The sequence below is a fragment of the Arthrobacter sp. 10L430 genome (genome assembly GCF_056395245.1).
This window is the reverse complement of sequence record NZ_JBFTJD010000016.1, coordinates 20,813-46,737: the sequence shown is the minus strand read 5'-3', so window position 1 is coordinate 46,737 and position 25,925 is coordinate 20,813. Positions and strand designations below refer to the sequence as shown.

General features: G+C 65.4%; 22 protein-coding genes and 1 tRNA gene. 5 read left to right on the top strand and 18 right to left on the bottom strand.

What is annotated here, in order from left to right; genetic code table 11:
• Window positions 1-32: 32 nt before the first annotated feature.
• Window positions 33-1,022, bottom strand: coding sequence for an ROK family glucokinase (locus tag AC1DDG_RS14425; RefSeq protein WP_230117732.1), 990 nt, complete (start codon window positions 1,020-1,022; stop codon window positions 33-35).
• 289 nt (window positions 1,023-1,311) lie between these two features.
• Between AC1DDG_RS14425 and AC1DDG_RS14420 the strand changes: the two genes are divergently transcribed.
• Window positions 1,312-3,132, top strand: a complete 1,821-nt coding sequence (locus tag AC1DDG_RS14420; protein ID WP_230117693.1) for an AMP-dependent synthetase/ligase — start codon at window positions 1,312-1,314, stop codon at window positions 3,130-3,132.
• Window positions 3,133-3,270: 138 nt separating this feature from the next.
• Here AC1DDG_RS14420 and AC1DDG_RS14415 read toward each other — a convergent pair whose 3' ends face one another.
• Window positions 3,271-4,755, bottom strand: coding sequence for a MinD/ParA family ATP-binding protein (locus AC1DDG_RS14415; protein WP_476876583.1), 1,485 nt, complete (start codon window positions 4,753-4,755; stop codon window positions 3,271-3,273).
• Between the two features lie 158 nt (window positions 4,756-4,913).
• Window positions 4,914-8,309 (bottom strand): pyruvate carboxylase, encoded by a 3,396-nt coding sequence (locus AC1DDG_RS14410; protein WP_476876582.1) that lies wholly within the window; start codon window positions 8,307-8,309, stop codon window positions 4,914-4,916.
• 305 nt (window positions 8,310-8,614) lie between these two features.
• Between AC1DDG_RS14410 and AC1DDG_RS14405 the strand changes: the two genes are divergently transcribed.
• The gene (locus tag AC1DDG_RS14405) at window positions 8,615-9,436 is read left to right on the top strand and encodes a ParA family protein (RefSeq protein ID WP_230117696.1); all 822 of its coding nucleotides are present in this window, start codon (window positions 8,615-8,617) and stop codon (window positions 9,434-9,436) included.
• A 105-nt stretch (window positions 9,437-9,541) separates the two neighbouring features.
• Here the strand turns inward: AC1DDG_RS14405 and AC1DDG_RS14400 are convergent, their stop codons facing one another.
• The 5 genes from AC1DDG_RS14400 to gcvH all read right to left on the bottom strand — a co-directional run bounded on the left by AC1DDG_RS14400 (window position 9,542) and on the right by gcvH (window position 12,631).
• On the bottom strand, window positions 9,542-10,138 hold the full coding sequence (locus tag AC1DDG_RS14400; RefSeq protein ID WP_230117697.1) for a MerR family transcriptional regulator: 597 nt from the start codon (window positions 10,136-10,138) through the stop codon (window positions 9,542-9,544).
• A gap of 254 nt (window positions 10,139-10,392) precedes the next feature.
• Window positions 10,393-10,896 (bottom strand): bifunctional nuclease family protein, encoded by a 504-nt coding sequence (locus tag AC1DDG_RS14395; RefSeq protein WP_230117698.1) that lies wholly within the window; start codon window positions 10,894-10,896, stop codon window positions 10,393-10,395.
• The gene (ftsR, locus tag AC1DDG_RS14390; RefSeq protein WP_230117699.1) at window positions 10,896-11,612 is read right to left on the bottom strand and encodes a transcriptional regulator FtsR; all 717 of its coding nucleotides are present in this window, start codon (window positions 11,610-11,612) and stop codon (window positions 10,896-10,898) included. Before ftsR ends, AC1DDG_RS14395 begins: the two co-directional genes overlap by 1 nt.
• Window positions 11,613-11,634: 22 nt before the next feature.
• Entirely contained in the window at window positions 11,635-12,111 is a 477-nt protein-coding gene (locus tag AC1DDG_RS14385; RefSeq protein ID WP_230117700.1) for an FHA domain-containing protein, read from the bottom strand.
• A 133-nt stretch (window positions 12,112-12,244) separates the two neighbouring features.
• The gene (gcvH, locus tag AC1DDG_RS14380; protein WP_230117701.1) at window positions 12,245-12,631 is read right to left on the bottom strand and encodes a glycine cleavage system protein GcvH; all 387 of its coding nucleotides are present in this window, start codon (window positions 12,629-12,631) and stop codon (window positions 12,245-12,247) included.
• 141 nt (window positions 12,632-12,772) lie between these two features.
• On the opposite strand from gcvH, the gene AC1DDG_RS14375 reads away from it, so the two are divergent.
• On the top strand, window positions 12,773-13,645 hold the full coding sequence (locus tag AC1DDG_RS14375; RefSeq protein ID WP_476876581.1) for an Fpg/Nei family DNA glycosylase: 873 nt from the start codon (window positions 12,773-12,775) through the stop codon (window positions 13,643-13,645).
• A 71-nt stretch (window positions 13,646-13,716) separates the two neighbouring features.
• Here the strand turns inward: AC1DDG_RS14375 and AC1DDG_RS14370 are convergent.
• The 10 genes from AC1DDG_RS14370 to AC1DDG_RS14325 form a co-directional block, all read right to left on the bottom strand.
• Window positions 13,717-13,793, bottom strand: a tRNA-Pro gene (locus AC1DDG_RS14370).
• Window positions 13,794-13,932: 139 nt separating this feature from the next.
• Window positions 13,933-15,483, bottom strand: a complete 1,551-nt coding sequence (gene der / locus AC1DDG_RS14365; protein ID WP_230117703.1) for a ribosome biogenesis GTPase Der — start codon at window positions 15,481-15,483, stop codon at window positions 13,933-13,935.
• Between the two features lie 10 nt (window positions 15,484-15,493).
• The gene (locus tag AC1DDG_RS14360) at window positions 15,494-16,195 is read right to left on the bottom strand and encodes a lysophospholipid acyltransferase family protein (RefSeq protein ID WP_476876609.1); all 702 of its coding nucleotides are present in this window, start codon (window positions 16,193-16,195) and stop codon (window positions 15,494-15,496) included.
• A gap of 22 nt (window positions 16,196-16,217) precedes the next feature.
• The gene (cmk, locus tag AC1DDG_RS14355) at window positions 16,218-16,931 is read right to left on the bottom strand and encodes a (d)CMP kinase (protein ID WP_476876580.1); all 714 of its coding nucleotides are present in this window, start codon (window positions 16,929-16,931) and stop codon (window positions 16,218-16,220) included.
• Complete coding sequence (locus AC1DDG_RS14350; protein WP_476876579.1) at window positions 16,931-18,040, bottom strand: prephenate dehydrogenase; 1,110 nt, start codon at window positions 18,038-18,040, stop codon at window positions 16,931-16,933. The genes cmk and AC1DDG_RS14350 overlap by 1 nt, the downstream gene beginning before the upstream one ends.
• Before the next feature lie 3 nt (window positions 18,041-18,043).
• Window positions 18,044-19,270: a pseudouridine synthase gene (locus AC1DDG_RS14345; RefSeq protein ID WP_476876578.1), complete on the bottom strand. Its 1,227-nt coding sequence runs from the start codon at window positions 19,268-19,270 to the stop codon at window positions 18,044-18,046.
• 107 nt (window positions 19,271-19,377) lie between these two features.
• On the bottom strand, window positions 19,378-20,040 hold the full coding sequence (gene scpB, locus AC1DDG_RS14340) for an SMC-Scp complex subunit ScpB (protein ID WP_476876577.1): 663 nt from the start codon (window positions 20,038-20,040) through the stop codon (window positions 19,378-19,380).
• The gene (locus tag AC1DDG_RS14335; RefSeq protein WP_476876576.1) at window positions 20,037-20,921 is read right to left on the bottom strand and encodes a segregation and condensation protein A; all 885 of its coding nucleotides are present in this window, start codon (window positions 20,919-20,921) and stop codon (window positions 20,037-20,039) included. The genes scpB and AC1DDG_RS14335 overlap by 4 nt, the downstream gene beginning before the upstream one ends.
• Window positions 20,922-20,926: 5 nt before the next feature.
• On the bottom strand, window positions 20,927-21,826 hold the full coding sequence (locus tag AC1DDG_RS14330) for a ParA family protein (protein WP_230117709.1): 900 nt from the start codon (window positions 21,824-21,826) through the stop codon (window positions 20,927-20,929).
• A gap of 254 nt (window positions 21,827-22,080) precedes the next feature.
• Window positions 22,081-23,421: a cation:dicarboxylate symporter family transporter gene (locus AC1DDG_RS14325; protein WP_476876575.1), complete on the bottom strand. Its 1,341-nt coding sequence runs from the start codon at window positions 23,419-23,421 to the stop codon at window positions 22,081-22,083.
• A 139-nt stretch (window positions 23,422-23,560) separates the two neighbouring features.
• On the opposite strand from AC1DDG_RS14325, the gene AC1DDG_RS14320 reads away from it, so the two are divergent.
• Both AC1DDG_RS14320 and AC1DDG_RS14315 read left to right on the top strand, forming a co-directional pair.
• Window positions 23,561-25,213, top strand: a complete 1,653-nt coding sequence (locus tag AC1DDG_RS14320; RefSeq protein WP_476876574.1) for a sensor histidine kinase — start codon at window positions 23,561-23,563, stop codon at window positions 25,211-25,213.
• Window positions 25,210-25,923: a response regulator gene (locus AC1DDG_RS14315; protein ID WP_230117712.1), complete on the top strand. Its 714-nt coding sequence runs from the start codon at window positions 25,210-25,212 to the stop codon at window positions 25,921-25,923. The genes AC1DDG_RS14320 and AC1DDG_RS14315 overlap by 4 nt, the downstream gene beginning before the upstream one ends.
• Window positions 25,924-25,925: the final 2 nt, after the last annotated feature.

Genomic DNA, 25,925 nt, shown 5'->3' with positions numbered 1-25,925 from the left:
GCGGGACGCCGGGTCTAAGCGGGAAGGCCGGGTCAGTTGTGCGTCCGGCTACTGACGCGGGACAGGTCTGCGGCGCCGATGAGTCCGGCGTTCGGCCCGAGGGCCGCGAGGGCAATCTCCGCGGCAGGGCGGAAGCCGCGCCCGGTGAGGTTCCGGGCAAAGGCCTTCCTGGCCGGCGCCACGAGCAGCTCGCCGGCCGCGCAAAGTCCACCGCCGATCACGAATTTTCCCGGGTCGAGTGCCGCGGCCAGGTTGGCCAGCCCGAGCCCCAGCCAGTCCCCCACATCTTCCAGCAGCTCCCGCGACGCCGCGTCTCCGGAGATGGCCAGTTCGGTCACCGTGGCTCCCGTGATGCGGTCTGCGTGTCCGTCGACGGCCTTGAGGAGCTCCTGCGCCACCGGGGAGTTAGCGAGGGCGAGCTCCCGGGCCTCCCGGCCGAGGGCATTGCCGGAAGCGTACTGTTCCCAGCAGCCGCGGTTGCCGCATTCGCAGCGGTGGCCGCCGGGCATGATGATCTGGTGCCCGAATTCCCCTGCGACACCGAATCGGCCCCGCTCGACACGGCCGTCCATGACCATGGCCCCGCCGATACCGGTCCCGAGGGTGATGCACACCAGACGGTCCTGCCCCTGGCCGGCGCCAAACCGCCATTCTGCCCACGCGGCGGCGTCGGCGTCGTTGACCAGCATGACGGGGCGGCGCAGCAGGCGCTGCAGGTTGTCCCTCAGCGGTTCGTTGCGCCAGGCAAGGTGCGGGCTGAAGAGGACGGTGCCGCCGTCGAGATCCATCCAACCGGCCGCGCCGATGCCCACGGACCTGATCCGGGCTCCGCGGCCCAGTTCCTCCACGAGTTCGACTATTACCTGTTCGACGGCACGGGGGTCACTACCTGGGGTGGACCGCCTGGCTTCGCTGACGATCCGTCCCTCCGCGTCGACTACCCCGGCCGCAACCTTGGTGCCGCCGATGTCGATGCCGATGGCCAGCCCCGTGCCGGCTGGGCGCATGTGCTGCCGGAACATCCGGCGGGGTGAGCTGCCGCCCTGGCTGCCGAGCGAGCGTCGCCGCCATGCCCGCGGTCCGGTCTCACGGGTCGGGCTGTGCGGTCCGGTCTGTTCGCTGGGCGGGGGCTGCTGCATAATCCCCCATTCTAGGTGTCGGCGCCGGGGCACGCCCGCCCGTGACTTATTGGCTGAAACGGCGCATTGACGTAATGTTACTGGCGAGTAGCTAAATGGCACCTGGCCCGCATGGGCGGGGTACTAAGGTTAGGACTAACCGCAGCGGCCTACGGATATCAAAGGAGCTATCGTGCGCGAATTCAGTGTTCCGCCCCTGGTGACCGTCCCCCCGGACACCAATATCACGGACCTTGTGGTGCGCCAGGCGGCCAAGGCAACAAATCCGGCCCTGTTTTCCCGGCTGGACGCTGCCGGTCAATGGCAGGACATCGCGGCCGTGGACTTCCTGGCAGACGTCTCCGCCCTCGCGAAGGGACTCATTGCCAGCGGCGTGGGCGCCGGAGACCGCGTGGGGATCATGTCCCGCACACGCTACGAATGGGCACTCGTCGACTTTGCCATCTGGTTCGCCGGCGGCGTGTCCGTGCCCATCTATGAGACATCCTCTCCGTCCCAGGTTGCCTGGAACCTGGGCGATTCCGGGGCGGTGGCCGCCTTCGGCGAGTCCGACCACCACGAAAACATCATCAGGCAGGCTGCCGTCTCCGAGGGTCTCACCGCCCTCACACACGTCTGGCAGCTTGAAGGACGAGGCCTGGATGCCCTCCGCGAAGCCGGGTCGAACGTCAGCGACGACGAACTCGAGGAACGCCGGCAGGCCGCCAACCTCAGCGACATCGCCACCATCATCTACACCTCCGGAACCACGGGCCGGCCCAAGGGCTGCGAACTGACGCACGGGAATTTCGTGGAACTGTCGGAGAACGCGCTGGCCACCTCACTGCGCCAGATCGTCAACGAGCAGGCCCGGACCATCATGTTCCTCCCGCTGGCCCACGTCTTCGCACGTTTCATCTCGGTCCTCGCGGTCGCAGCGGGCGTCACCGTGGCCCACACGCCGGACATCAAGCACCTCCTGCCCGATCTGCAGAGCTACAAGCCCACGTTCATCCTTGCAGTGCCCCGCGTGTTCGAGAAGGTGTACAACTCGGCGCTCACCAAGGCCGAGGACAGCGGAAAGGGCGCGATTTTCCACAAGGCCGCCGACACCGCCATTGCCTATTCCCGCGCCCGGCAGGACGGCGGCGTCGGGTTCGGGCTGAAAATCCGGCACGCAATCTTCGACAAGCTCGTCTACGGAAAGCTCCGTGCCGCCTTGGGGGGCCAGGTGGCGCACGCAGTGTCCGGCGGCGGTCCGCTGGGTGAGCGGCTCGGCCACTTTTTCCAGGGCATCGGACTGCAGATTCTGGAGGGCTATGGCCTGACAGAGACCACGGCGCCGATCAGCGTCAACACCCCCGAAAGGATCAAGATCGGTACGGTCGGTGCGCCGCTGGCCGGCAACACGGTGAAGATTGCCGACGACGGCGAGATCCTCACCAAAGGCGTTTGCGTCATGCGGGGCTACTACCAGCGAGATGACCTCACGGCCGAGGCGTTTGTGGATGGCTGGTTCCGAACCGGAGATATCGGCCAGCTCGATGCCGACGGCTTCCTGACCATCACCGGCCGGAAAAAGGAAATCATTGTGACCGCCGGAGGCAAGAACGTGGTTCCGGCCTTGCTCGAGGACCAGATCCGGGCCGATGCGCTGGTTTCCCAAGTACTCGTGGTGGGCGACAACCGCCCCTTCATCGGTGCACTGGTCACGCTCGACGAGGAGGCCCTCCCGGGATGGCTGCAGCGCCACGGCCTGCCGCCGGAAACCACCGTGACCGAGGCTGCGGACCACAGCGCCGTCCAGGCGGCAGTGCAGGAGCTGATCAACCATGCGAACCAGTCCGTTTCGCAGGCAGAGGCCATCAAGTCCTTCAGGATCGTTCCATCTGACTTCACCGAAGCCTCGGGCCACCTGACCCCATCTATGAAGGTCAAGCGCGCGCAGGTCATGAAGGACTTCGAGTTATTCATCGATGAGATGTACAAGTCCCCTAAGCCGACACGCGCCTGACAAGTCCGCACGCACAGGGCCCTCACGCTCACAGCCCACACGCACAGGGCCCTTACGCACAGGAAAGCACAGAGCCCCGCCGGAGCGTCCGGCGGGGCTCTGTTCTCACTGCTGCATCTAGAACAGGTCAGGGCATGCTCAGGCCTGTTGCAGTTCCTCCATCACGAGGGACGCAAGCTCCACCGCTGCACTGCGTGTTGCAGGCTTCAGCTGGCTCAGCTGGATCCGGGACCCCTCGGCGAGGTGCCGGTCGTGGGGAATCCGGACAACGTTCTTGACCCGGGACAGGAAATGCTGCTCGATTTCGTCGATGTTGACCAGCGTGCGGTCACCGGCAGCCATGTTGATGACAACGGTGGCTCTGGCTACCAGATCCTGGCGACCGTGCGCTTCCAGCCAGGACAGCGTTTCAGAAGCCAGCCGGGCCTCGTCCACGCTTCCGCCGGAAACGAGGACCACGGCATCGGCCTTTTCGAGCGTGCCCTTCATGACGGAGTGCACCATGCCGGTCCCGGAGTCCGTCAAAACGATCGAGTAGTAGCGGCCAAGGATGTCGGTCACAGCCCGGTAATCGGCGTCGTCGAAGGCATGGGCCACCATGGGGTCGGTGTCGGAGGCCAGGACGTCGAGCCGGGAACCGTCCCTGGCGGTGTAGTTGGACAGCTGAGCGAAGGAGTTGACGGTAAACCTGTCCTTGACCAGCTGGCGTGCCGTAAAGTCCGCCCGGCCGGGAGAACGGTCTGACAGCGTTCCGCGGTCCGGATTGGCGTCCATGGCGATGACCCGGTCCTCGCGCAGGTCTGCCAGCACCATGCCCAGCAATGTGGTGACGGTGGTCTTCCCCACGCCGCCCTTGCGGGACAGAACGGGAACATAGCGCGTCCGTTCCCCAAGCCGCATGGCGATTCGGTGCTCCATGGCGCGCTGGATCCTGACCCGGTCCGGATCCCCCAGATTCACGAAGCCCAGGGTGGCCTGGTACAGCCACCGCCGCCAGCCCGCCACAGGTGCAGCGGCGGCTTTGTTCAGCAGGCGGTCCGCCGTCAGTGCGGCAGCGGGTTCCGGCCCTTCCGCACGTTCCCGGCGTTCACTGATGTGGTCCGGCGCTTCGCCGGGAGCTTCGCCCGTGTCCTCAGCCCCCGCCTGGTGCTGCCCGGCGTCCGGGTGGTTGGGGTCCGGGTGGTTGAGGTCCGGCTGGTTCGGGTCCGGCCGGACGGCGCCAGAGTGCGCTTCAGACTCTGTGCCCGGCTGCGTCCCTGGCCCGGCGGCAGCACCGCTTGGCGCCAAGTTCCCGGGCCCCGCCGTCACGAGGGGCATGGCCGCTGCCGCGGCGGCAGGCTGCGACATGGTGTTGACGGCGGACAGCGAGCCAACCGACGTCCTGTCCTGGGCGTCGGAGACTGTCACAACGCTGATGTCGCCAGAGGGTGGAACGGACGGCGGGGCAGCCGGCGCCGTGTCCCGCGGCGGTGTGTCCTGGGACGACGCGCTCTGCGGCGCTTCATCGTGACGGACGGCTGCGGTCTCGGTGGACGCGGCGCCAGTCTCCTCCAGAACCGGATCTTCAGCGCCGGCAGCCCCGGCGGACCTCGGCGCGGGCTTTGGCGTGTTCGTCTGCGTCATGGGCTCCCGCTCAGTGTTTTCATCGTCGTCATTCAAAGGCTGTGGGGGCGGCGTCCGCCGTCCCCACAGCCTTCATTCAGATTCCCAGCCTACCGGCAAGCATCCGGGAGTACTGCGCAGTGGTAGCGCCGGGCTGTGCCCGGCGCTACCACCCGCAGTTACTCAACGACGAGCAGCAGGTCTCCGCCCTCGACCTGTTCCACAGCGGAAATCGCCAGCCGCGTGACTTTGCCGCCCACCGGCGTCGTGATTGACGCCTCCATCTTCATGGCCTCGATGGTGGCAACAGTGTCGCCGGCATTGACGGTGTCGCCGGCCTTGACGGTGACCGTCACGGCTCCCGCGAACGGGGCGGCGACGTGCCCCGGCTGGGCAGGATCGGCCTTCTCCGCAGCCTTCACGTTGCTGACCACGGACGTGTCGCGCACCAGGACGGGCCGGGACTGGCCGTTGAGCGTGCACATGACCGAGCGCATGCCCTTCTCGTCGGGTTCCGACACGGCTTCCAGCGAAGCGATGAGGCGGACGCCCTTCTCCAGCTCGATGACGTGCTCCGCGCCGCGCTGCAGGCCGTAGAGGTAGTCGCGGGTGTCCAGGACCGAAACGTTGCCGTACGTTTCCACGCTCTTCTCGTAGTCCTTGGTGGGGCCGGCAAAGAGAAGCCGGTTCAGGGTTCGCTGCCGGGTCTTCGAGTCCCCGCGAAGCGCGGCGCTGTCCTCGGCGCTGAGCTCGGCATCACGGACCTTGATGCTCCTGCCCTGCAGTGCCTTGGTGCGGAACGGTTCGGGCCAGCCTCCCGGAGGATCACCCAGCTCGCCGGAGAGGAAGCCGATGACCGAGTCCGGGATGTCGTAGTTCTGCGGGTTCTCGTTGAAGTCTGCCGGGTCGGCGTTAAGCCCGACGAGGTGAAGGGCGAGGTCGCCAACCACCTTGGAGGACGGCGTGACCTTCACGAGGCGCCCCAGAATGCGGTCCGCAGCGGTGTACATGTCTTCGATCGCCTCGAAGCGTTCGCCCAGGCCGAGTGCCATGGCCTGCTGCCGCAGGTTGGAGAGCTGCCCGCCCGGGATCTCGTGTTGGTACACGCGGCCTGTCGGGCCCGGGAGTCCGGACTCGAAGGGAGCGTAGACCCGGCGTACTGCTTCCCAGTAGGGCTCCAGCGAACTGACATTGGCGAGGCTCAGGCCAGTGTCCCGCTCGGTGTGCGCCAGTGCCGCGACCAGTGCGGAGGCTGACGGCTGGCTGGTTGTCCCAGCGAGCGAAGCCGACGCAACGTCCACGGCATCGACGCCTGCGTCAACGGCGGCGAGGAGGGTGGCCAGCTGTCCGCCGGCGGTGTCGTGGGTGTGCAGGTGGACCGGGAGGTCGAACTTTTCACGCAGGGCGCGGACCAGCTTGGCTGCAGCAGCAGGACGCAGCAGTCCCGCCATGTCCTTGATTGCGAGGATATGGGCGCCGGCGTCCACGATCTTCTGTGCCAGCTCCAGGTAGTAGTCCAGCGTGTAGAGCTTTTCCTCCGGGTCAAGCATGTCGCCCGTGTAGCAAAGCGCGACTTCGGCGACCGCTGTTCCAGTGGCCCGGACGGCGCGGATGGCCGGCGCCATCTGGTTGACGTCGTTGAGGGCGTCGAAGATCCGGAAAATGTCGATGCCGGTGGCGGCAGCTTCGTTGACGAAGGCCTCCGTGACCTCTTCGGGGTACGGCGTGTATCCCACGGTGTTCCGGCCGCGGAGCAGCATCTGCAGGCAGATGTTCGGCAGGGCTTTCCGGAGTGCGGCGAGACGGTCCCAGGGGTCCTCACCCAGGAAGCGCAGGGCCACGTCATAGGTTGCGCCGCCCCACGCTTCGACGGACAACAGCCCGGGAAGCAGTGCGGACACCGCAGGTCCGGCGGCAACAAGGTCTCGCGTGCGGACGCGGGTGGCCAACAGCGACTGGTGGGCATCACGGAAGGTGGTGTCGGTAACTGCCACGGCCGCTTGCTCACGCAGTGCCCGGGCGAACCCTTCCGGGCCGAGCTCCTGCAGCCGCTGGCGTGAACCTGGCTGCAGATCGGGGCCGGCCACGGCGGGCAGCTTGTCGGCGGGATCGGAATGGACCTTGAGCTCGCCGTTGGGCTTGTTGACGGTCACCTCGGCCAGCCATGTCAGCAGCTTGGTGCCCCGGTCGGCGGAGACCCGGGCTTTTAGAAGCTCCGGACGCTCGTCAATGAATGAGGTGGCCACGTTGCCGGCGATGAAGTCGGCGTCGTCCAGCACGGCCTGCAGGAAAGAGATGTTCGTGGATACGCCACGGATGCGGAACTCCGCGAGGGCACGGCGCGCCCTTGCGACCGCTGCCGGGTAGTCCCTGCCGCGGCAGGTGAGCTTAACGAGCATCGAATCGAAGTGGGGGCTGATTTCGGCACCGGAGTAGACGGTGCCGCCGTCGAGCCGTACGCCGGCGCCGCCGGCGGAGCGGTAGCCGGTGATCTTTCCGACGTCGGGACGAAAGCCGTTGGCAGGGTCCTCGGTGGTAATGCGGCACTGGAGTGCTGCGCCCTTGAGGAACACTGTTTCCTGGGACAGGCCCAGGTCGGCCAGGGTTTCTCCAGACGCGATGCGGAGCTGGGCCTGGACCAGGTCGACGTCGGTGACCTCTTCGGTGACCGTGTGCTCCACCTGGATCCGCGGGTTCATTTCAATGAACACGTGCTGTCCGGCGCGCTCACCGACGGTGTCCACCAGGAACTCGACGGTTCCTGCGTTGACGTAGTTGAGCGCCTTGGCGAACTTGACCGCGTCGCGGTAGAGCGCCTGCCGGATGCCTTCATCGAGGTTGGGGGCCGGTGCGATCTCGACGACCTTCTGGTGGCGCCGCTGGATGGAACAGTCACGCTCAAAGAGGTGCATGACGTTGCCCTCGGCGTCGGCCAGGATCTGCACTTCGATGTGGCGCGGACGGAGCACCGCCTGCTCGAGGAACATGGTGGGATCGCCGAAGGCCGCATCGGCCTCGCGCATGGCGGCCTGCAGGGCCTCCGGGAGCGCCTCGCGGGTGTCCACCCGGCGCATACCGCGCCCGCCGCCTCCGGCCACGGCCTTGGCGAAGATCGGGAAGCCGATTTCGTCGGCGGCGGCGATCAGTTCGTCAAGGTCCTTGGACGGCGCGCTCGAGTTGAGAACCGGAACACCGGCCTTGCGGGCCGCTTCCAGCGCGGATACCTTGTTGCCGGCGAGTTCCAGGACCTCTGCCGGCGGGCCGACGAAGGTGATGCCGGCAGCTTTCGCGGCCCGGGCAAGGTCGGGGTTTTCGGACAGGAAGCCATAGCCGGGGTAGATGGCATCGGCTCCGGACTCCTTGGCTACCCGCACCACCTCATCAACGTCCAGGTACGCGCGGACGGGGTGGCCCTCTTCACCGATCAGATATGCCTCATCGGCCTTCTGGCGGTGAATCGAGTTACGGTCCTCGTTGGGGAACACGGCAACGGTCTTGGCGCCCAGCTCGTAGCCGGCGCGGAAAGCGCGGATAGCGATTTCGCCGCGGTTGGCCACCAGAATCTTGGAAAACATACTTCTCCTGCATCATTGCGGGTGTATCGGTAAGTGGTCACAGTGTGTAAGACGCGTGCATTGAAACACAAATCATTGTGTCTACCATCACAGAATTATCCGTCATGTCGGTGCCACAATCACTCCGTCCCCTGCATGGCCCCGAAAGCGTCTTTCGCGGAGCCATGCCCGGGCCGGATAAGAAGGGTTTAGGCGCCGGGTCAACATATGATGAATGGGGCGGCGGAAGCCTGTCCCCGGTTCCGGCAGTGCCGGAGCGGAAACTACCCCAACACGGCAACCGGCGTTAGGTATTGGTTTTTCAAGTGCAAGTAGTCAGCATCAGCAGCCTCAAAGGCGGTGTCGGCAAGACATCCGTCACGACCGGATTGGCGTCTGCGGCACTGGCCGCCGGAATTCCGACACTAGTAGTGGACCTGGATCCCCATGCCGACGCGAGTACCGCCCTGGGAGTGCAGCCGAGCGACAGGCTGGACATCGGCAGGATGCTCAGGAATCCGCGGAAGGCCAAGCTTCCTGACAACGTTGTTGCCAGCGGCTGGACCGGACGGGCGGGAAGCAACGGTTCCGGCCCTGCCGTCCTGGACGTGGCCGTGGGGTCCGCCTACACAGGGATCTACGACCGTCCGGACCTTGGCAAAAGGGATCTCCGCAGGCTGTCCGCCGTCCTGGCGGGCGCAGATAAATACGAGCTGGTTCTGGTGGATTGCCCGCCGTCCCTGAACGGTCTGACGCGGATGGCCTGGTCCGCGAGCACCAAGGTTGCCCTGGTGGCCGAACCGGGCCTGTTCTCCGTGGCAGGGACCGAGCGCACCATGCGCGCCATACAGCTGTTCCGGCAGGAATTCGCGCCCAACCTTTCTCCCGCGGGGATCGTCGCCAACCGCGTGCGCTCCGGATCGTCCGAACACGCGTTCCGCCTGGCCGAAATGCAGTCGATGTTCGGCGACCTCCTGCTGACACCCCACATTCCGGAACAGGCCAACTGGCAGCAGATCCAGGGCGCAGCGCATTCCGTCCATCATTGGCCCGGCGACTCCGCCAAATCCACTGCGGGACTTTTTGATGCGCTCCTCGGCAACCTGATGTCGGCCGGCAGGGGAAGCCGCAGCCGCAGCAGCCGCTAGGGAGCGCGAGCGACGCAAAATGGGCGAAGGCCGCCTCCCCGTCGGGGAGGCGGCCTTCGCTCATTTGAAGCTTTGAAGGGCGGGCGCCGGCTGCGCCGTGTGGCCCTAGCCGATCTTGCGGGCTGCGCGGCGCTTGCTCAGTTCGTCGTCCGGAAAGGTCTGGTCGCTCGCGTGCTCACTGGGCAGGGAGGCCAGGCTGCCTTCAACCTCACGCCAGACCCGCCCCACGGCAATGCCAAACACGCCCTGACCGCCCTGGACGAGGTCGATCACCTCGTCTGCGGAGGTGCATTCATAAACGCTGGCACCGTCGCTCATGAGGGTGATCTGCGCCAGGTCCTCGACGCCGCGCTCCCGCAGGTGCTCCACTGCGGAGCGGATTTGCTGGAGCGACACACCTGTATCCAGGAGGCGCTTAACCACCTTCAGGACAAGGATGTCGCGGAAGCCGTACAAGCGCTGAGATCCTGAGCCCGCGGCGCCGCGTACAGCGGGTTCGACCAGGCCCGTCCGGGCCCAGTAGTCCAACTGCCGGTACGTTATGCCTGCCGCCTTGCAGGCTGTGGGGCCACGATAGCCGGCGTCCTCGTCAAGGACGGGGAGGTCCTCAGTGAAGAGAAGGCCCTGAGCACCGCTTGCAGGCACAGCTACGCCGGCCGTCGAGGGCTGCTTCAGCTCGCCTGCTTCGCCTTTCGGACTCACGTGGATCCTCCTTGTCATGAGCTCCCTTGAGGAAGTTGCTGCAACAGCTCCTACAGGCATGAGGATCAGAATGAAAACTCACGCATGTAATTTGGCCGGAGTAGCACTTTCCAGTGTGACTTGCGCGGCTGTTGTATGCAATGGGAACTTGGTACCTTCGACGTTAGGCCCGCCGCGGCCCAAGGTCAAAGACGTTCGGGTCATTCACGGGGCGTGTCGAAAGTTTCACCCTCAACTTTAACCTTAACGTGACCTTAGCCGTCGAAGTCTTCCGGTTCCACGTCGTCCAGGAACTCCCTGAACCTGCGCAGTTCACGTTCTTCATCCACGGTGGGACCGGGCTCGGTGTCCTCACCTTCGTCGTGTTCGGTGATTCTCACCCCGGCCTCGTCCATCACCGAATCCGCACACCAGATCCGGCATTTGGCGCGCAGCGCAATGGCCAGCGCATCCGAGGCCCGTGAACTGACGGTCGCGCCATTCTCAAACTGGAGCTGCCCGTAGAAGATGTTGTCTTCCACCGCCACGATATTGACGCTGACCACGGAGTGCCCGAGCGTCTCCACCACGTCCACTAGGAGGTCGTGGGTCATGGGCCGGGGCGGCACCACGCCCTGCTGTGCCAGGGCGATCGCGCTGGCTTCCGGTGTCCCGATCCAGATGGGTACATGGCGTTCCCCGTGGATCTCCCGGAGAAGCACAAGGGGCTGGTTGGAGGGCAGCTCGATCCGGACGCCCACAATCTCGACTTCGATCATCAGATCTCCATCCGTGAAATACGGTCCTGGACCAGAGCCCGGTGCAGGGTCAGGCAGAGGTCGCTGATTTCACGGGCCGCCTCTGCGGCCCGCGCCTGCGAGGCGGCGTCCTTGCGTGACGTCAGCGTGGCAACAGCCCGTTCCACCAGGCCGAATTCGCGCTCGGCCGCAGCCTGGAAGGGACGCAGGTGCCGGGGCTCAAGCCCGTGACCTTCGAGCTGGACGCAGGCGCGCGCGACCTGCAATGCGTGTTCGTCAAACTTGCCGTTGGTGTGGCCGATCAGCCCGTAACTCAGCAGAGACTGCAGCAGCGGGACGCTTGCCCCGGACTCGGCGCGCAGTTGTTCCTCGCTGAGCTTGCGGGCCCTGTTTTGCAGCTCTGCCGCGAGCTCGTCGGAGACGATCCGTGGAGAGACAGTCACTCCTGGCGGGAGGTTCTCCGGCCGTTCCCCGCGGTCAATGGCGTCAAGGTAGTCCTTGATCACCTTCAGCGGCAGGTATTGGTCACGCTGGAGGGACAGGACGAACCGCAGCCGCTCGACGTCGCCGTCGGAGTACTGCCGGTAGCCTGCCGGCGTGCGCCGGGGATTGATGAGTCCTTTTTCCTCAAGGAACCTGATTTTCGACGCCGTCATGCTGGGGAAGTCGTCGCTCAGCTGAGCGAGGACCTCCCCGATGTTCAGGACCAGGGGTCCGCGGCGCTCCGGTTGTGCCATTGCCACAGGCAGCCGCTCCGAATCAGACGCGTCCTGCTGCGCGGGCAGGGCTCAAGTAGAAGGTGAGTCGGAATTTGCCGATCTGGACTTCGTTTCCGGACTTCAGTTCCACGCTGTCCACGCGGTCGTGGTTGACGTACGTGCCGTTAAGGCTGCCGGTGTCCACAACTTCGAAGCTGCGTGCCGTGCGGCGGAATTCAACGTGGCGGCGGGAGACAGTGACATCGTCGAGGAAGATGTCTGCGTCCGGGTGCCGCCCGGCTGTGGTGACGTCGGAGTCAAGCAGGAAACGGGCGCCCGAGTTGGGCCCGCTGTGTGCGACCAGCAGTGCGGAACCGGAGGGCAGCGCTTCAACAGCAGCCCGTTCCTCCGGCGAAAGCTTGGGTACGATGGTCGGCTCATCGTGAACTGGAGTGAGGTTGATCGAGGTTGTCTCCGAAGCCCTGCCCACGCCCGTGCCGTAATCACCGTTGGTGTGGTTCTGTTCGCCGCCAACCATGGATTTCTCCTCCTTCGTTGCAGATGTCCCCCTGCAATCAACGCATACCGTCCGGAAATGCCTGGCAGATCCGGTTTCCGCCCGCTGTCCGGGCCACTGGAATCCAATGGCCCGTCAGCGCGAACGGTTAGCTTTAGCCTACCTGTTGTTCGTACTCCGATGCACTGAGCAGGGAGTCCACTGCATCCGCTTCCGCCAGCTTGACCTCGATGAGCCAGCCGTCGCCGTAGGGATCGGAGTTAATGAGGGCTGAATCAGTGTCCAGGGCTTCGTTGCGGGCCACGATTTCACCGGACACCGGGGCGTAGATATCGCTGACGCTCTTGGTGGACTCGACCTCACCCACGACGTCGTTCGCGGTGACGGTGGTTCCGACCTCCGGCATCTGCGCGTAGACGACGTCCCCGAGCGCGTCCTGGGCGAAGTCAGTGATCCCCACCCGGACCACGCCATCGGCGTTCGGCACGGACACCCACTCATGTTCGGCGGTGTAGGACAGATCAGAGGGAATGTTGCTCATCAGGGGCCTTTCATCGGGTCAATCACCAATGTCAACGGAGGCGTAAGGAACAAGCCACCGCTGAAAGTATAGGCATACCTGCCCGGCCGCAGACGGCTCCGGGGCACTGACAGCGCCGCACGGGTGTGCCACAGTGGGGGCATGCCAGAACTACCCGAAGTGGCCGGCCTGAGCAGTTTCCTCGGCACACATTTGCACGGCACAGTGCTGATGAAGCTCCAAGTCCTCTCCGTGGCCGTGTTAAAGACGGCTGATCCGCCCTACACCGCCCTCGAGGGCCGCACCGTGACGGGAGTCCGGCGCTTCGGAAAATTCATCAGCCTGGACGCCGAGGGCCTGCACCTCGTTTTCCATCTCGCCCGGGCCGGCTGGGTCCGCTATACGGAATCACCGTCATCAGCGCCGCTCCGTCCGGGTAAGGGACCCATTGCTGCCAGGCTGGGCTTCGAAGGAGCGGACCAACAGCACATCGGAGTCGATCTGACGGAAGCGGGCACCAAAAAGAGCCTTGCCGTCTATGTGGTGGCGGATCCCCTCGATGTTCCGGGCATCGCCGCCCTCGGACCCGATCCGCTGGACCCTGGGTTCAGCCTCGGACAGTTCGCGGAGATACTCGCGTCCAGTCCGCACCAGATCAAGGGCGTGCTCCGAAGCCAGAGAGTGATGGCCGGAATCGGAAACGCCTACAGCGACGAGATCCTCCACGCTGCAAAGATCTCCCCTTTCGCCATGGCCACCGCCCTGCACCAGGACAGCGTCCGGATCCTCTATGACTCCATCCACAGCGTCCTGGGGGCGGCCGTGAAAGAGGCACTGGGAAAGGCGCCGGCAGACCTCAAGGATGCCAAGCGCGGCGCCATGCGCGTACACGGGCGCACCGGGCTGCCGTGCCCCGTCTGCGGCGACACCGTGCGTGAAGTCTCCTTCGCGGATACCGCGCTCCAGTACTGTCCCACCTGCCAGACCAGCGGCAAGATCCTGGCCGACCGCAGGCTGTCCCGCTTGCTGAAATAGGGGGCTTTCAAGTAGGCCATCTTCGGACAACGAAAAACCCCGCCACCCGGAAGGTTGGCGGGGTTTTGCTTTGGTCGGGCTGACAGGATTTGAACCTGCGACCCCTTGACCCCCAGTCAAGTGCGCTACCAAGCTGCGCTACAGCCCGTCAGTCCTGCCGTTCTCCGCTTGAGTGATATTCAGAAGAATTTCACCTAAGCAGTCCGGCCGAACCACCTCCAAAAGCTTACACGATTCCGGAGGGTGCCCGTGACATTTTCACCCGCCACGGGCCCGGTGTGTCCTAATTAACGCTTCTTGCCCCGCTTTTCGCGAACACGCATGTTCACTTCGATGGGCGTGCCCTCGAATCCGAACGTTTCGCGCAGCCGGCGGGTGATGAACCGGCGGTAGCCCGGATCCAGGAAGCCTGTGGTGAACAGGACGAACTTCGGCGGGCGGCTGGAGGCCTGGGTGCCGAAGAGGATCCTTGGCTGTTTGCCGCCGCGGACGGGGTGCGGGTGCGCCGCCACAAGTTCGCCCAGGAAGGCATTGAGCCGCCCGGTGGGGATCCGCTTGTCCCAGTTCTCGAGCGCCAGATCCAGCGCGGGCACAAGGCGGTCCTTGTGCCAGCCGGTCTTGGCCGAGATGTTGACGCGCGGAGCCCACTCAACATGGGCCAGGTCCTGCTCGATTTCACGCTCCAGGTAGCGGCGCCGTTCGTCGTCCAGCAGGTCCCACTTGTTGAACGCGAGCACCAGCGCACGTCCGGATTCGATGGCCAGCTGGAGGATGCGCACATCCTGCTCGCTCAGCACCTCGTCAACGGCCAGAAGCACGACGGCGACCTCCGCCTTTTCGAGCGCGCTCTGCGTACGCAGGGAGGCGTAGAAGTCGGCACCCTGAGCCATGTGCTGGCGCCGCCGGATACCGGCGGTATCGACGAAACGCCACGTCCGGTCGCCCAGTTCGATGAATTCATCCACCGGGTCACGGGTGGTGCCGGCGGTGTTGTCCACCACCACGCGCTCGGATCCTGCGAGCTTGTTGAGCAGGGAGGACTTGCCAACATTGGGCCGCCCGATCAAAGCCACGCGGCGCGGGCCCCCGGAGCGTTCCAGGCCCTCGATGGTGGAGAATTCCGGAAGCGTGTCCATGACGTGGTCAAGGAGGTCAGCAACGCCGCGGCCGTGGAGGGCCGAGACAGGGTACGGCTCGCCGAATCCGAGCCCCCACAGCGTGGCTGAGTCTGCCTCCTGGGCAAAGTCATCAACCTTGTTGGCCACCATGATGACCGGCTTCTTGCTCCTGCGCAGCATCTTCATGACGCCCTCATCCGTGGCAGTCGCGCCCACGGCGGAGTCAACCACGAACAGCACGGCGTCGGCCAACTCCACGGCCATTTCGGCCTGTTCCGCCACCCGGGCGTGGATGCCGCGGGCATCATGCTCCCAGCCGCCGGTGTCCACCACGGTGAAGTTACGGCCGTTCCAGTGGGCGGCGTACATCACGCGGTCGCGGGTCACGCCCGGGGTATCCTCCACGACGGCCTCGCGGCGGCCCAGGATACGGTTCACGAGCGTGGACTTTCCCACGTTCGGGCGGCCAATGATCGCCAGCACGGGATCCAGCTTGACCGGACCTTCAAGGTCCTCGTCGTCATAGCGTCCGCTCAGGAGGGCGGCGTCTTCCTCGTCGAGTTCGTAGTCGTCCAGCCCGGCACGGAGCGAGGCCGCACGGAGCTCTGCCTCATCATCGTCCAGGGCGGCAAGATGCTCAGCCACCTGGTCGGTGCCGGTGGGCGTGTATTCGTCTTCGCCGGCGCCGGAGCGGCCGGAAGTTTGAGTCGTATCGCTCATTGCACTTTCCTTAGTGGTGATCTGCCGGCAACCCGGCTACTGCGTTGGAACGTTCTTGCGGGAAATCCGCGTCGGGCAAAGCCTGCCCGCTTGTCTGTATGGTGTCTTGGACGTGTTTCGCCAGCGCAGCGCGGATTTCCATTCCCGCCCTGTCCATTGAAGCACGGCCCGTCTCGCCGGGGTTCCGGCTGACGGCGATGGCCGCACCAAAGCTGACGTGCAGCCTGCGGCCGGGGCGTGGAATGGTATCCAGGTGCTCGCCGCCCTGCCTCGTGCCCAGGATGGCCACCGGGACCACCGTTGCCTCCGAGTTCAGGGCGAGCCAGGCCACTCCGTTGCTGATGCCGGTAGCCTTGCCGCTCCCCCGGGTGCCTTCGGGCAGGATCCCGACGCAACGGCCGGCGTCGAGCACTGCCTTGCTGAGCTGCAGTGCGGCCCGGTCACCGGAGCGGTCCACGGGAAGCTGGCCCGAAGCCCGCAGCACCCGTCCCAGGAATCCCTTGAACATCTCCTGTTTGACGAGGATGTGCATGGCGCGCGGAGAAGCTCCGAACATGACCGGGCCGTCCAGGAAGCTGATGTGGTTGCCGGCGAATATCACCGGGCCCTGGACCGGAACGTTGGAGCGGCCGGTGACGGTGGTCCGGTAGACAGCGTGGTCCAGCAGCCAGCCCACGGCGCGGCTCCAGCCTGTGGTCCAGCGGGCCGGCATGCTGACGGCGCCCTGCGCGGCGTTACTCATGATTGATGACCTTGGTGACGATCCGCAGTGCCGCGGTTACGGTCTCCTCGAAGTCCAACTCGGACGAATCGAGAGTGACCACGCCATCCGCCGCCTGGGTGAAGTTCACCACTGTCGAATCCTTGGCGTCCCGTTGGGTCACCTGTGCTGCCAGCTCTTCCGCGCTTTGGGTGCCGCCCAGCTGGATTCCCCGCCGCCGCAGGCGCGCCTCTTCACTGGCGGTGAGCAGCATGCGCACCTGGGCGCCGGGCACGACGACGGTGGTGATGTCCCTGCCTTCCACCACCATGCGGCGGTGGTGGTTTTCAATCAGCGCACGCTGCCGGCGGATCAGTTCCGTCCGGGCTCCGAGGGTGGTGGCCACGGCGCTGACAGCCGACGAGATCGCAGGTTCCCGGATTGCTTCGGTGACATCGGTGCCGGACACCCGCACATACTCTTCATGCGGTGTGGTGCTGATATCGAGCGGGAGCTCTTCGGCGGCAAGCTCCACGGCAGAGGCGTCAGTAAGGTCGGTTCCGCGGTCGAGGCAGAACCAGGTCAGGGCACGGTACATGGCGCCGGTGTCGAGGTAGGCGAGGCTGAGGCGGCGGGCCACTTCCTTGCTGACGCTGGACTTCCCGGAGCCCGAAGGACCGTCGATGGCCACCACGAGCGGCCGGCCGAGCCGGAGGGCAGGCAACGTGTCGATAAGTTCCTGTGTCATCACTGCAGTACCCGCCATCCACGGTCGTTGAGGGCCTCAATGAGGAGGTCGTGCCTGTTGGGCAGCACGGACAGCTCCACCATGCCGACATTCTGGCCGGATGAGTGGTCCAGGCGGAGGTCCTCGACGTTGACGCCGATCTCTCCGATTTCTGTCAGCAGCCGGGCGATCTGCCCGGGCCGGTCATCCACCAGCACGGTCAGCCACGAGTATGCCTGCGCCGGACCGCCGTGCTTGCCCGGGATCCTTGACTGGCCGGCGTTGCCTTCACTGATCAGCTGGGCAAGGTCGAGGCGGGCACCCGGGGCTTCCGGATCCTCCAGCGTGCCGATCAGCCTGTTCAGGTCTTCCCGGACGCTGTACAGGATCTCCACAACCTTGCCCGCGTTGAACCCAAGAATCTGGACCCACAGTGTGGGGTCGCTGGCAGCAATCCGGGTCGTATCGCGGAGGCCGTTACCGGCCAGCGACAGCGCATGCAGCGGCGTGCCCTGCAGCCTGCTGGCCAGCAGGGATGACATCACTTGTGGCAGGTGCGATACCAGTGCTACGGCTTCGTCGTGTTCCTCGGCCGTGAACTGGGACACGACGGCGCCGAGGTCAACGGCCAGGGCCCGTGCTGCCTGCAGCGCCGGGGCTGACGTTTCCTCAGCCGGGCAGAGCACCCACGGCATGGACGTGAAGAGCTCGCCGCGGGCAGCAACTGGCCCGGACTTTTCGCGTCCGGCCATGGGATGGGTGCCGACATAGCGGCCCAGGTCCACGCCGCGGCGGCGCAACTCGCCCTGGATGCCGGCCTTGACGCTGGCAATGTCCAGCACGGTGGCATCCGGGTAGTCGGACAGCGCACGTTCCACGACGTCCGCTGTCACGTCCGGCGGGGAAGCCACCACAACCAGCTCAGGCTGCTCCCCGCCCAGCGATGCCAGGGGCAGACCGGCGCCGATGTCCACGGCGACGGCCTGGTTGGTGGGCGACGGGTCAGACAGGTAAACGGCCACGCCGCGGCCACGAAGGCCCAGGCCGATACTCGTGCCGAGCAGGCCCGTGCCGACGACAACGACCGGGCCGTTCAGGTGCTCACGGCCGTGAGTACGGAATGCCGACATGCCCTAGAGCCCTACGGATGCCAGCAGGTGGCCGACTTCCTGCTTGCCGAGGTTGCGGATGCTTCCCTGGCGCTGGTCGCCCAGCCCGATCGGTCCAACCTTGACACGCACCAGGCGCAGCACGGGGAATCCGACGGCGTCGAAAAGCCTGCGCACAATCCGGTTCTTGCCTGAGTGCAGCACCACTTCGATCAGCACGTGGCCCGGAGTGGAGTCGACCAGCTTGAAGGAATCAACGGAAGCGAATCCGTCTTCGAGTTCCACACCGGCCTTCAGCTGTGCGCCGATCCCCTGCGGGAACGGGCCGCGGACCTGGACGAGGTATGTCTTGGGGACCTCATACGACGGGTGCGTCAGGCGGTTGGCGAGTTCGCCGTCGTTTGTCAGCAGCAACAGCCCTTCGGTGGCGACGTCGAGACGTCCAACGTGGAAGAGCCGTTCGCCGTGGCTGTTGCGGACAAAGTCGCTGATGCACGGGCGGCCGTCGGGATCCTCCATGGTGGAGACGACACCCTTGGGCTTGTTGAACACCATGTAGACCATGTCTTCGTCCAGCTGGATGCGGAGGCCGTCAACGTGGATCACGGCGGTCGTCGGATCGACGCGGACACCGAGTTCGGTGACGACCTGGCCGTCGACTTCGACACGGCCCTCGGCGATCATCTCTTCGCACACGCGCCGCGAAGCCACCCCGGCCTGGGCCATGACCTTCTGCAGGCGGACGCCGTCGGAGTCGTGCAGTTCGGACTGCGGCACGGGGCCGCTGGGGCCGCGCTTCCGCGAAGGTTTGCGGACGGCGCCGAGGTTCTGGCCGAACCGTTCGCCGCCGAACGCCCGCGTACCGAAGGTCTTGGCTGCAGCGGACCGCGGCTTGGGCTTGAGCGCGCCGGGAGTGCCGGGCGTCTTTCCTGCCCCGGGTTTGCGAGCTCCGGGCTTGCGGGCCGATGACTTGGCGCCGGACTTCCAGTCCCCGGTGGCCGGCCGGGCAGCCTGACCGGCGGGTGCCTCGTCCGGATCGACGAAGCGCTCCTCGCGGGGCTTCGGCGCCTTGTGCGGACGGTCGCCGAACGGCCGGTCTCCGCCCTTGGAAAAATCGCGCTGCCCTGAGCCGAAGCCTGCGCCGCGCTGGCCTGCAGGGCCGGCCTGCCCTGCGCCGCGCGCTGAATTGCGTTCCGGACCTTTACGTCCTGAACTGTTACGTGGTGAACCCTGGCGTCCCGCCTGTGTCATGACCCGTCCTTCGTTGTGTTGACCGGCAACGGTTGTCCAAGGACAACACTAGCCAGCCGTGCAGATTAAATCTGCCCCTATAAATACTGTCGCGCAGGCCCGATGGCCTACATTCTTCCGGCGTCGTAGAACTCTTCGATTCCTTCCAGCCCCGGAAGGTGCGGCGAAATCTGAGGCAACTCAGCCACCGAGCCGATTCCCATGCGTTCAAGGAAATACGACGTCGTGCGGTACAGGACAGCGCCCGACTCCGGATCTGTTCCGGAATCCTCGATCAGTCCGCGCTGGGTCAGCGTCCGCACGACAGAGTCAACGTTAACTCCCCGAATTGCAGACACCCTGGCCCTGGAAACGGGTTGCCTGTAGGCGATGACGGCGAGCGTTTCAAGCGCCGCCTGGGTCAGCCTGGCTGTCTGGCCCTCAAGGACGAAGGCACCGACAATGTCGGCGAATTCGGCCCGTGAGTAGATGCGCCAGCCACCGGCAACATTCCGCAATTCAAAGCCCCGGGGGCTGGAGGTAAAGCCAGCTTCTCTGGCAATTTCCATATCCGGGGCTTTAACAGTATAGCCGTCATACTCGCGCTGCAGTTCCAGCAGCAGCAGCTCGACGGCATCCACGGTCAGGTTCAGCCCGGCTGCCAGGTCCGTGGCTGAGGCGGGCTGGTCCAGCACCATGAGCACGGCCTCCAGGGCAGACCGGGCACCACCGGGAAGCCCGGAGACGTCAAGGCCGCCGTCGGGAGAAGGTTCCTGGTGGGTGTTCCTCACGGCTGTTCCTCATATTCTTCGCTCAGATGATCGCTGCTCCACCCGGCGCCCGGCGCGGTCCAGCGGACGGTCAGGTCACCGAGCGGGGCAAGCTGGTTGAAGGCCACTACCTGGTCCCGGAAGAGTTCCAACAGGGCCAGGAACCGCGCAACCACCATGAGGGTGGACTCGGCATCCGCGATCAGCGCCCGGAAGGACAGGGGTTTTCCCTGCTGCAGGCGAAGCCCGATCAGCTCCGCCTGTTCCCTGACACTGACCGGACTGCCATGGAGGTGCGCCAGCCCCACTTCGGTCGGCTCGGGAGTTTTTGGTTTCACAGCTGCTTCGGCAAGCGCGGCGAACTGCTGCGGCGTGTACTTCCAGACAAGCTCCGGAAGCATGGCGGCAAAGTGCTCCTCCAGCGCCACCTGACGCGGGTACCGACGCGACTCCAGCTCAAGTGTGGTGTCCATCAGCGCGGCCACCTGCTTGAACGCCTTGTATTGCAGCAGCCGGGCAAAAAGCAGGTCCCGGGCCTCCAGGAGCGCTATGTCATCATCATCCTCGACTTCGCCCGCGGGGAGCAGCCGGGCGGCCTTCAGGTCCAGGAGGGTGGCGGCGATGACGAGGAACTCGCTGGCCTCGTCGAGAGCCCACTCCTCCCCCAGTTGCTGCAGGTTCCGGATGTACTTGATGAACTCATCGGTCACAGTGGCAAGCGCTACCTCGGTGATGTCGAGCTGATGCTTGGAGATCAGGGCAAGCAGGAGGTCGAAGGGGCCGGTGAAGTTCGCCAGCCGCACTTCAAAGCCGGACTTCCGCACTTCCGGCGGGGTCCCGCCGTCGTCCGCGTCCGCCTGCTGGCCGCCCTGCGCGAGCGGCGTTGCCGACTCAGCCGTCATCCAGGCTAGGGCGCGCCGCCGCGCGAGATAAGTTCCTTGGCGAGGCGGCGGTAGGCGTCGGCACCGATGTGGTTGCCGGCGTAGCTTGTAATCGGTTCGGCGGCCACCGTGGCGTCGGCGAACTTGATGGAACGCTTGATGACGGTTTCGAAGACTTTGTCCCCGAAGGCCTCCACGAGACGGGTGATGACCTCGCGGCTGTGCAGGGTGCGGGCGTCGTACATGGTGGCGAGCACGCCGTCCACCTGCAGCCGCGGGTTGAGGCGGTCCTGGACCTTGTCGATGGTTTCCACGAGCAGCGCCACGGCCCTAAGGGCAAAGAATTCGCAGATCAGGGGAATGATGACGCCGTGGGCGGCGGTGAGGGCGTTGACCGTGAGCAGGCCGAGGGAAGGCTGGCAGTCGATCAGGACGATGTCGTAGTCGTCCTCGACCTTTTTCAGCGCGCGGTCCAGGACCTGTTCGCGGGCGACCTCGTTGACCAGCTGGACCTCCGCAGCGGACAGATCGATGTTGGCCGGGAGAAGGTCAACGTTCTCGACGCCGGTCTGGTGGATGGCATCGCGGATGTCCACCTTCCGGTCCATCAGGACGTTGTAGACGGTGAGGTCCAGTTCATGGGGGTTGACGCCGAGCCCGGCGGACAGTGCGCCCTGGGGGTCGAAGTCCACCAGCAGCACGCGGCGTCCGTACTCTGCCAGCGCGGCCGCAAGGTTGATGGTGGACGTGGTTTTGCCCACGCCGCCCTTCTGGTTGACCATGGCAATCACGCGGGCCGGTCCATGGGAGGACAGCGGCGCGGGCTCCGGAAATTCGCGGTAGGGACGTCCTGTGGGACCCATCACGGCGTCTTCCAGGTCGAGTTCCGTGCCTTCCAGAGTTGCTGAACCCTGTTCGCTGCTCACGTATCTATCCACACTTTCGATGACGGTGATGTTTCTGCGCCTGACTGTCGAGCGCCCATGCTTCTTCCACCCAAGGCTACAGCGCCCGACACGGCATTCCGTGGAACTTGACTTTTGATGGCGCTTGAGCCTTTACCTTGTACCTGAGGTAGAAGGTTGCCCGGCCCCCGGCCTCCCGGGCAAATGAGAACCGCCCGCACAGGCTACGCCTGTGCGGGCGGCGGTCCGGCACATCGGCGCCGGGATTGTTTGTGTCAGGCCTTGGCCGGAACAGCCTGTGCCGGGGTTTCCACCATGCCATGGTGGTCGGCCATCATGGTCTGCTCGTTGAACGGCTCCTCGCCGGAGAGCACGCGGTCCACCTGTTCGCCGTCAATTTCCTTGACCCAGGTGCCGATCAGGACGGTCGCCACGGCGTTGCCAGTGAAGTTCGTCAGGGCACGGGCCTCGGACATGAACCGGTCGATGCCCACGATCATGCCGACGCCGCCGAGGAGTTCCGGCCTGTGAGCCTGGAGGCCAGCGGCCAGGGTGGCAAGGCCGGCACCGGTAACGCCGGCTGCGCCCTTGGAAGCGATGATCATGAAGATCAGCAGCGAGATCTGGGACCCCAGGTCCAGCGGAGTTCCCATCGCGTTGGCCACGAACAGTGACGCCATGGTCAGGTAAATGGCGGTGCCGTCCAGGTTGAACGAGTAGCCCGTGGGCACGGTGACGCCGACAACCGGCTTGGAGACACCCAGGTGCTCCATCTTGGCGATCAGGCGGGGCAGCGCGGCCTCGGAGGACGAGGTGGAGAAGATCAGCAGATATTCACGTGCGAGGTACTTCATGAGCTTGAAAATGCTCACCCCGGCCACCACCTGCAGCAGGCCGCCGAGGATCACGACGATGAAGAGTGCGCAGGTGATGTAGAAGGCGACCATGAGGGTGAACATGCTCACGATGGCCTGGAAGCCCGTGGCGCCGACGACTGCGGCGATGGCACCGAACGCGCCGACCGGAGCGAGCCACATGATCATGATCAGGATCCGGAAGACAACTGCCTGGCCGAGACCGATTGCCTTGAGGATCGGGGCGCCCTGCGGGCCCATCTTCTGGAGGGCGAAGCCCACGAGGATCGCGGCGAGCAGCGTGGGAAGCACGGGGACGTCACTGGGAATGATGCCTAGCAGGAAGTCCACGGTGCTGTCCGTTGCGGCCTTCTTGTTGGGATCGTAGGGGGCAAGTTCCAGTCCCTCACCGGGGTGGATGATGTTGCCCACCACGAGGCCGATCGCCAGGGCGAATGTGGACATCACCACGAAGTAGCCCAGGGCCAGGCCGCCCACCTTGCCGACAGTGGCTGCCTTGGCGATGGAGCCGATGCCCAGCACGATGGTGCAGAAGATGATGGGGGCGATCATCATTTTGATGAGCTTGATGAAGCCGTCACCCAGCGGTTTCAGGGATTTGCCGACCTCCGGGAACAGCAGTCCGACGACTGCGCCCAGGATGACGGCGGCGATGACGGCGATGTAGAGGTAGTGGGACTTGTCGAGTCCCTTGCGCGCGGCTTTGGCCGGCGCAGCCGACTCTCCTCGTTGAGAAGCCATGGTGTCTCTCCTTATGGATAATCTGGAAGACGCTTCGGCTCAGCCTCTGGGCTCTTCGCGTCGGTCCTTTGTGATTTCCATCATTGGGCATGGCGTGACCTGGCTCACCGTTGCGTTCATATTGGTCATAGGAGGTGTTGTGATCCACCGTTGGAGCATTGCAAGGCGGCTGTTCGTCGCGAATCTGTTGTTCGTGCTGGCGCTTACGGCAATCGTGGGCACGGCCGCCTTCGTGGACGCCCGTGACCGCACCTACGACGAGGCCGGACGCCGGATGACGGCCGTGGCTGTCTCCATTGCCGACAACCCGCTGGTGCTCCAGGCCGCTGCCTCCCGTGACCCCTCGGCCACGCTTCAGCCGTATGCGCGCCGGGTGATGGGTGACGCGCGCGCCGATTTCATCACCATCATGGCGCCGGACCGGACCCGGTGGACGCACCCCCTGGACCAGGAGCTGGGCCAGCCCTATATCGGCTCGATCTCCGAAGCCCTCGACGGGCGCGTGTTCACGGAAATCACGGCCGGAACCCTTGGCCCCTCCGTGCGAACCATCGCGCCAGTCAAGGACGCCAGCGGCTCGGTGAAGGCGCTGGTCGCCGCCGGCGTGACCGTAAGGAACATTGACGTCGCGGTGGCGGGCAGGATTCCGGCCTTGCTGGTCATCGCCGGCGGCCTCCTGCTGGGTGGATCGCTGACGTCCTGGCTGCTCGGACGTTATCTTCGACGCGTAACGCGCGGCTGGGGGCCGGAGCAGCTTGCCCAACTTTTTGCGTATTACGAATCAGTACTCCATTCGGTCCGCGAAGGCGTCATTTTGATCGACCCCAGGGGAAGGGTGGTGATGTACAACGACCAGGCTGCTGAGCTGCTGGGACTGGCGCCGCGGGGATCCGGCGGTGACCAGGCGGACGCTCCGTTCCTCGCGGACCTCCCGTTGGCACCGAGCCTGAAAAACCTGTTCGATTCGGGACGCACGGCCCTCGACGAGATCCATCTGACGGACTCCGGCGTTCTAGTCGTGAACCAGGGTCCGGCTGTGGGACCGGACTCCCCTGCCGGACGGCAGCGCCCTGCGGTCTTCGGAACAGTGGCCACGATCCGTGACCGCACGGAAATCGAGTCCCTGGGCACTGAGCTTGAGAGCATGCGGACTCTCTCGGGTGCGCTCCGTGCGCAGACCCATGAGCACGCGAACAGACTGCACACCATGGTTTCCCTGCTGGAACTGGGCAGAACAGGTGAGGCACTGGAGTTCGCGACGAAGGACCTGGAGCTGAGCCAGCAGTTGACGGATGACATGGTCAGTTCGGTCCAGGAGCCGGTGCTGAGCGCCTTAGTGATGGGCAAGGCTGCGGAAGCCCATGAACGGGGGGTCGAGCTCGTGGTGGATGCCTCAGGTCCGGCCCTCACCGGCGGACTGGCGGTCCAGGACCTCGTCACAGTCCTGGGCAACCTGCTGGACAACGCCATTGACGCTGCCGCCGACGCCCCGGCACCGAAACGCGTGACACTGACCGTCGATTCGGGCAGCGGCGGACTGGATATCACCGTCCAGGACTCCGGCAAGGGCATCGACCCGAAGTCCGTGGACGACGTGTTCCGCTACGGATTCAGCACGAAGAAGGCCGGGCCTTTCGGGCGGGGCCTCGGGCTGGCGCTGGTCAAGCAGGCAGTCCAGCGCCTTGCAGGTACGATGACCATCACCAACGCCGGCGGCATCAACGGCGGCGCATGCTTCCATATCGTGCTCCCGGCAGCCGTCCCGCCACGTCTCCCGGAGGAGCAAGAGTGACAGACATCCGAGTCCTCGTCGTCGAGGACGAACCCGTAGCAGCGGCGGCGCACGCCGCCTACGTGGGCAGGCTTGCCGGGTTCAGTCTTGCGGGCACGGCACCGGACGGACAGTCCGCGCTGCGGATGCTCACGGAATTCGCGGCCGCCGGCAGCCAAGTGGAGCTGGTCCTGCTGGATATGAACCTGCCGGACCTCCACGGCCTGGATATTGCCCGGCGCATGCGCTCTGCGGGTCACTTCGCAGACATCATCGCCATCACCGCGGTCCGGGAGCTCGCAATCGTGCGCAGCGCCGTCTCAATCGGTGTGGTGCAGTACCTCATCAAGCCATTCACGTTTGCCACCTTCGCGGACAAGCTGGACAGCTACCGGCAATTCCGCGAGCAGTTGGCCTCGCCCGAATCCGGCTCGGCCAAAGTGGGCGCATCCCAGAGCGACGTGGACCAGGCCTTCGCGAGCCTCAGGGCGCCGTCAGAGTTGCCGCTTCCGAAGGGCTTGGCCCACTCCACCCTTGATGCCGTCCGCGACTTCATGAAGCAGCAGCCGGGGGCGGTCTCGGCCACCGAAGTCATGGCGGCGCTCGGCATGTCGCGGGTCACCGCCCGGCGCTACCTGGAGTACCTCGCCGACGCCGGCGCGGTCTCCCGGACGGCCCGGTACGGGGCGCCTGGCCGCCCGGAAAACGAGTACCGCTGGTCCCGCGCCTGACG

Excerpts from the sequence above, each read along its gene's own strand:
- AC1DDG_RS14415 (WP_476876583.1), bottom strand. The coding sequence starts at position 4,755 with ATGACGCAGACGAACACGCCAAAGCCCGCGCCGAGGTCCGCCGGGGCT.
- AC1DDG_RS14425 (WP_230117732.1), bottom strand. The coding sequence starts at position 1,022 with ATGTTCCGGCAGCACATGCGCCCAGCCGGCACGGGGCTGGCCATCGGC.
- der (WP_230117703.1), bottom strand. The coding sequence starts at position 15,483 with ATGAGCGATACGACTCAAACTTCCGGCCGCTCCGGCGCCGGCGAAGAC.
- AC1DDG_RS14350 (WP_476876579.1), bottom strand. The coding sequence starts at position 18,040 with ATGTCGGCATTCCGTACTCACGGCCGTGAGCACCTGAACGGCCCGGTC.
- AC1DDG_RS14395 (WP_230117698.1), bottom strand. The coding sequence starts at position 10,896 with ATGATCGAAGTCGAGATTGTGGGCGTCCGGATCGAGCTGCCCTCCAAC.
- ftsR (WP_230117699.1), bottom strand. The coding sequence starts at position 11,612 with ATGGCACAACCGGAGCGCCGCGGACCCCTGGTCCTGAACATCGGGGAG.
- AC1DDG_RS14360 (WP_476876609.1), bottom strand. The coding sequence starts at position 16,195 with ATGCCGGCCCGCTGGACCACAGGCTGGAGCCGCGCCGTGGGCTGGCTG.
- cmk (WP_476876580.1), bottom strand. The coding sequence starts at position 16,931 with ATGACACAGGAACTTATCGACACGTTGCCTGCCCTCCGGCTCGGCCGG.
- AC1DDG_RS14385 (WP_230117700.1), bottom strand. The coding sequence starts at position 12,111 with ATGGTTGGCGGCGAACAGAACCACACCAACGGTGATTACGGCACGGGC.
- AC1DDG_RS14345 (WP_476876578.1), bottom strand. The coding sequence starts at position 19,270 with ATGACACAGGCGGGACGCCAGGGTTCACCACGTAACAGTTCAGGACGT.
- AC1DDG_RS14325 (WP_476876575.1), bottom strand. The coding sequence starts at position 23,421 with ATGGCTTCTCAACGAGGAGAGTCGGCTGCGCCGGCCAAAGCCGCGCGC.
- AC1DDG_RS14375 (WP_476876581.1), top strand. The coding sequence starts at position 12,773 with ATGCCAGAACTACCCGAAGTGGCCGGCCTGAGCAGTTTCCTCGGCACA.
- gcvH (WP_230117701.1), bottom strand. The coding sequence starts at position 12,631 with ATGAGCAACATTCCCTCTGATCTGTCCTACACCGCCGAACATGAGTGG.
- AC1DDG_RS14335 (WP_476876576.1), bottom strand. The coding sequence starts at position 20,921 with ATGACGGCTGAGTCGGCAACGCCGCTCGCGCAGGGCGGCCAGCAGGCG.
- AC1DDG_RS14410 (WP_476876582.1), bottom strand. The coding sequence starts at position 8,309 with ATGTTTTCCAAGATTCTGGTGGCCAACCGCGGCGAAATCGCTATCCGC.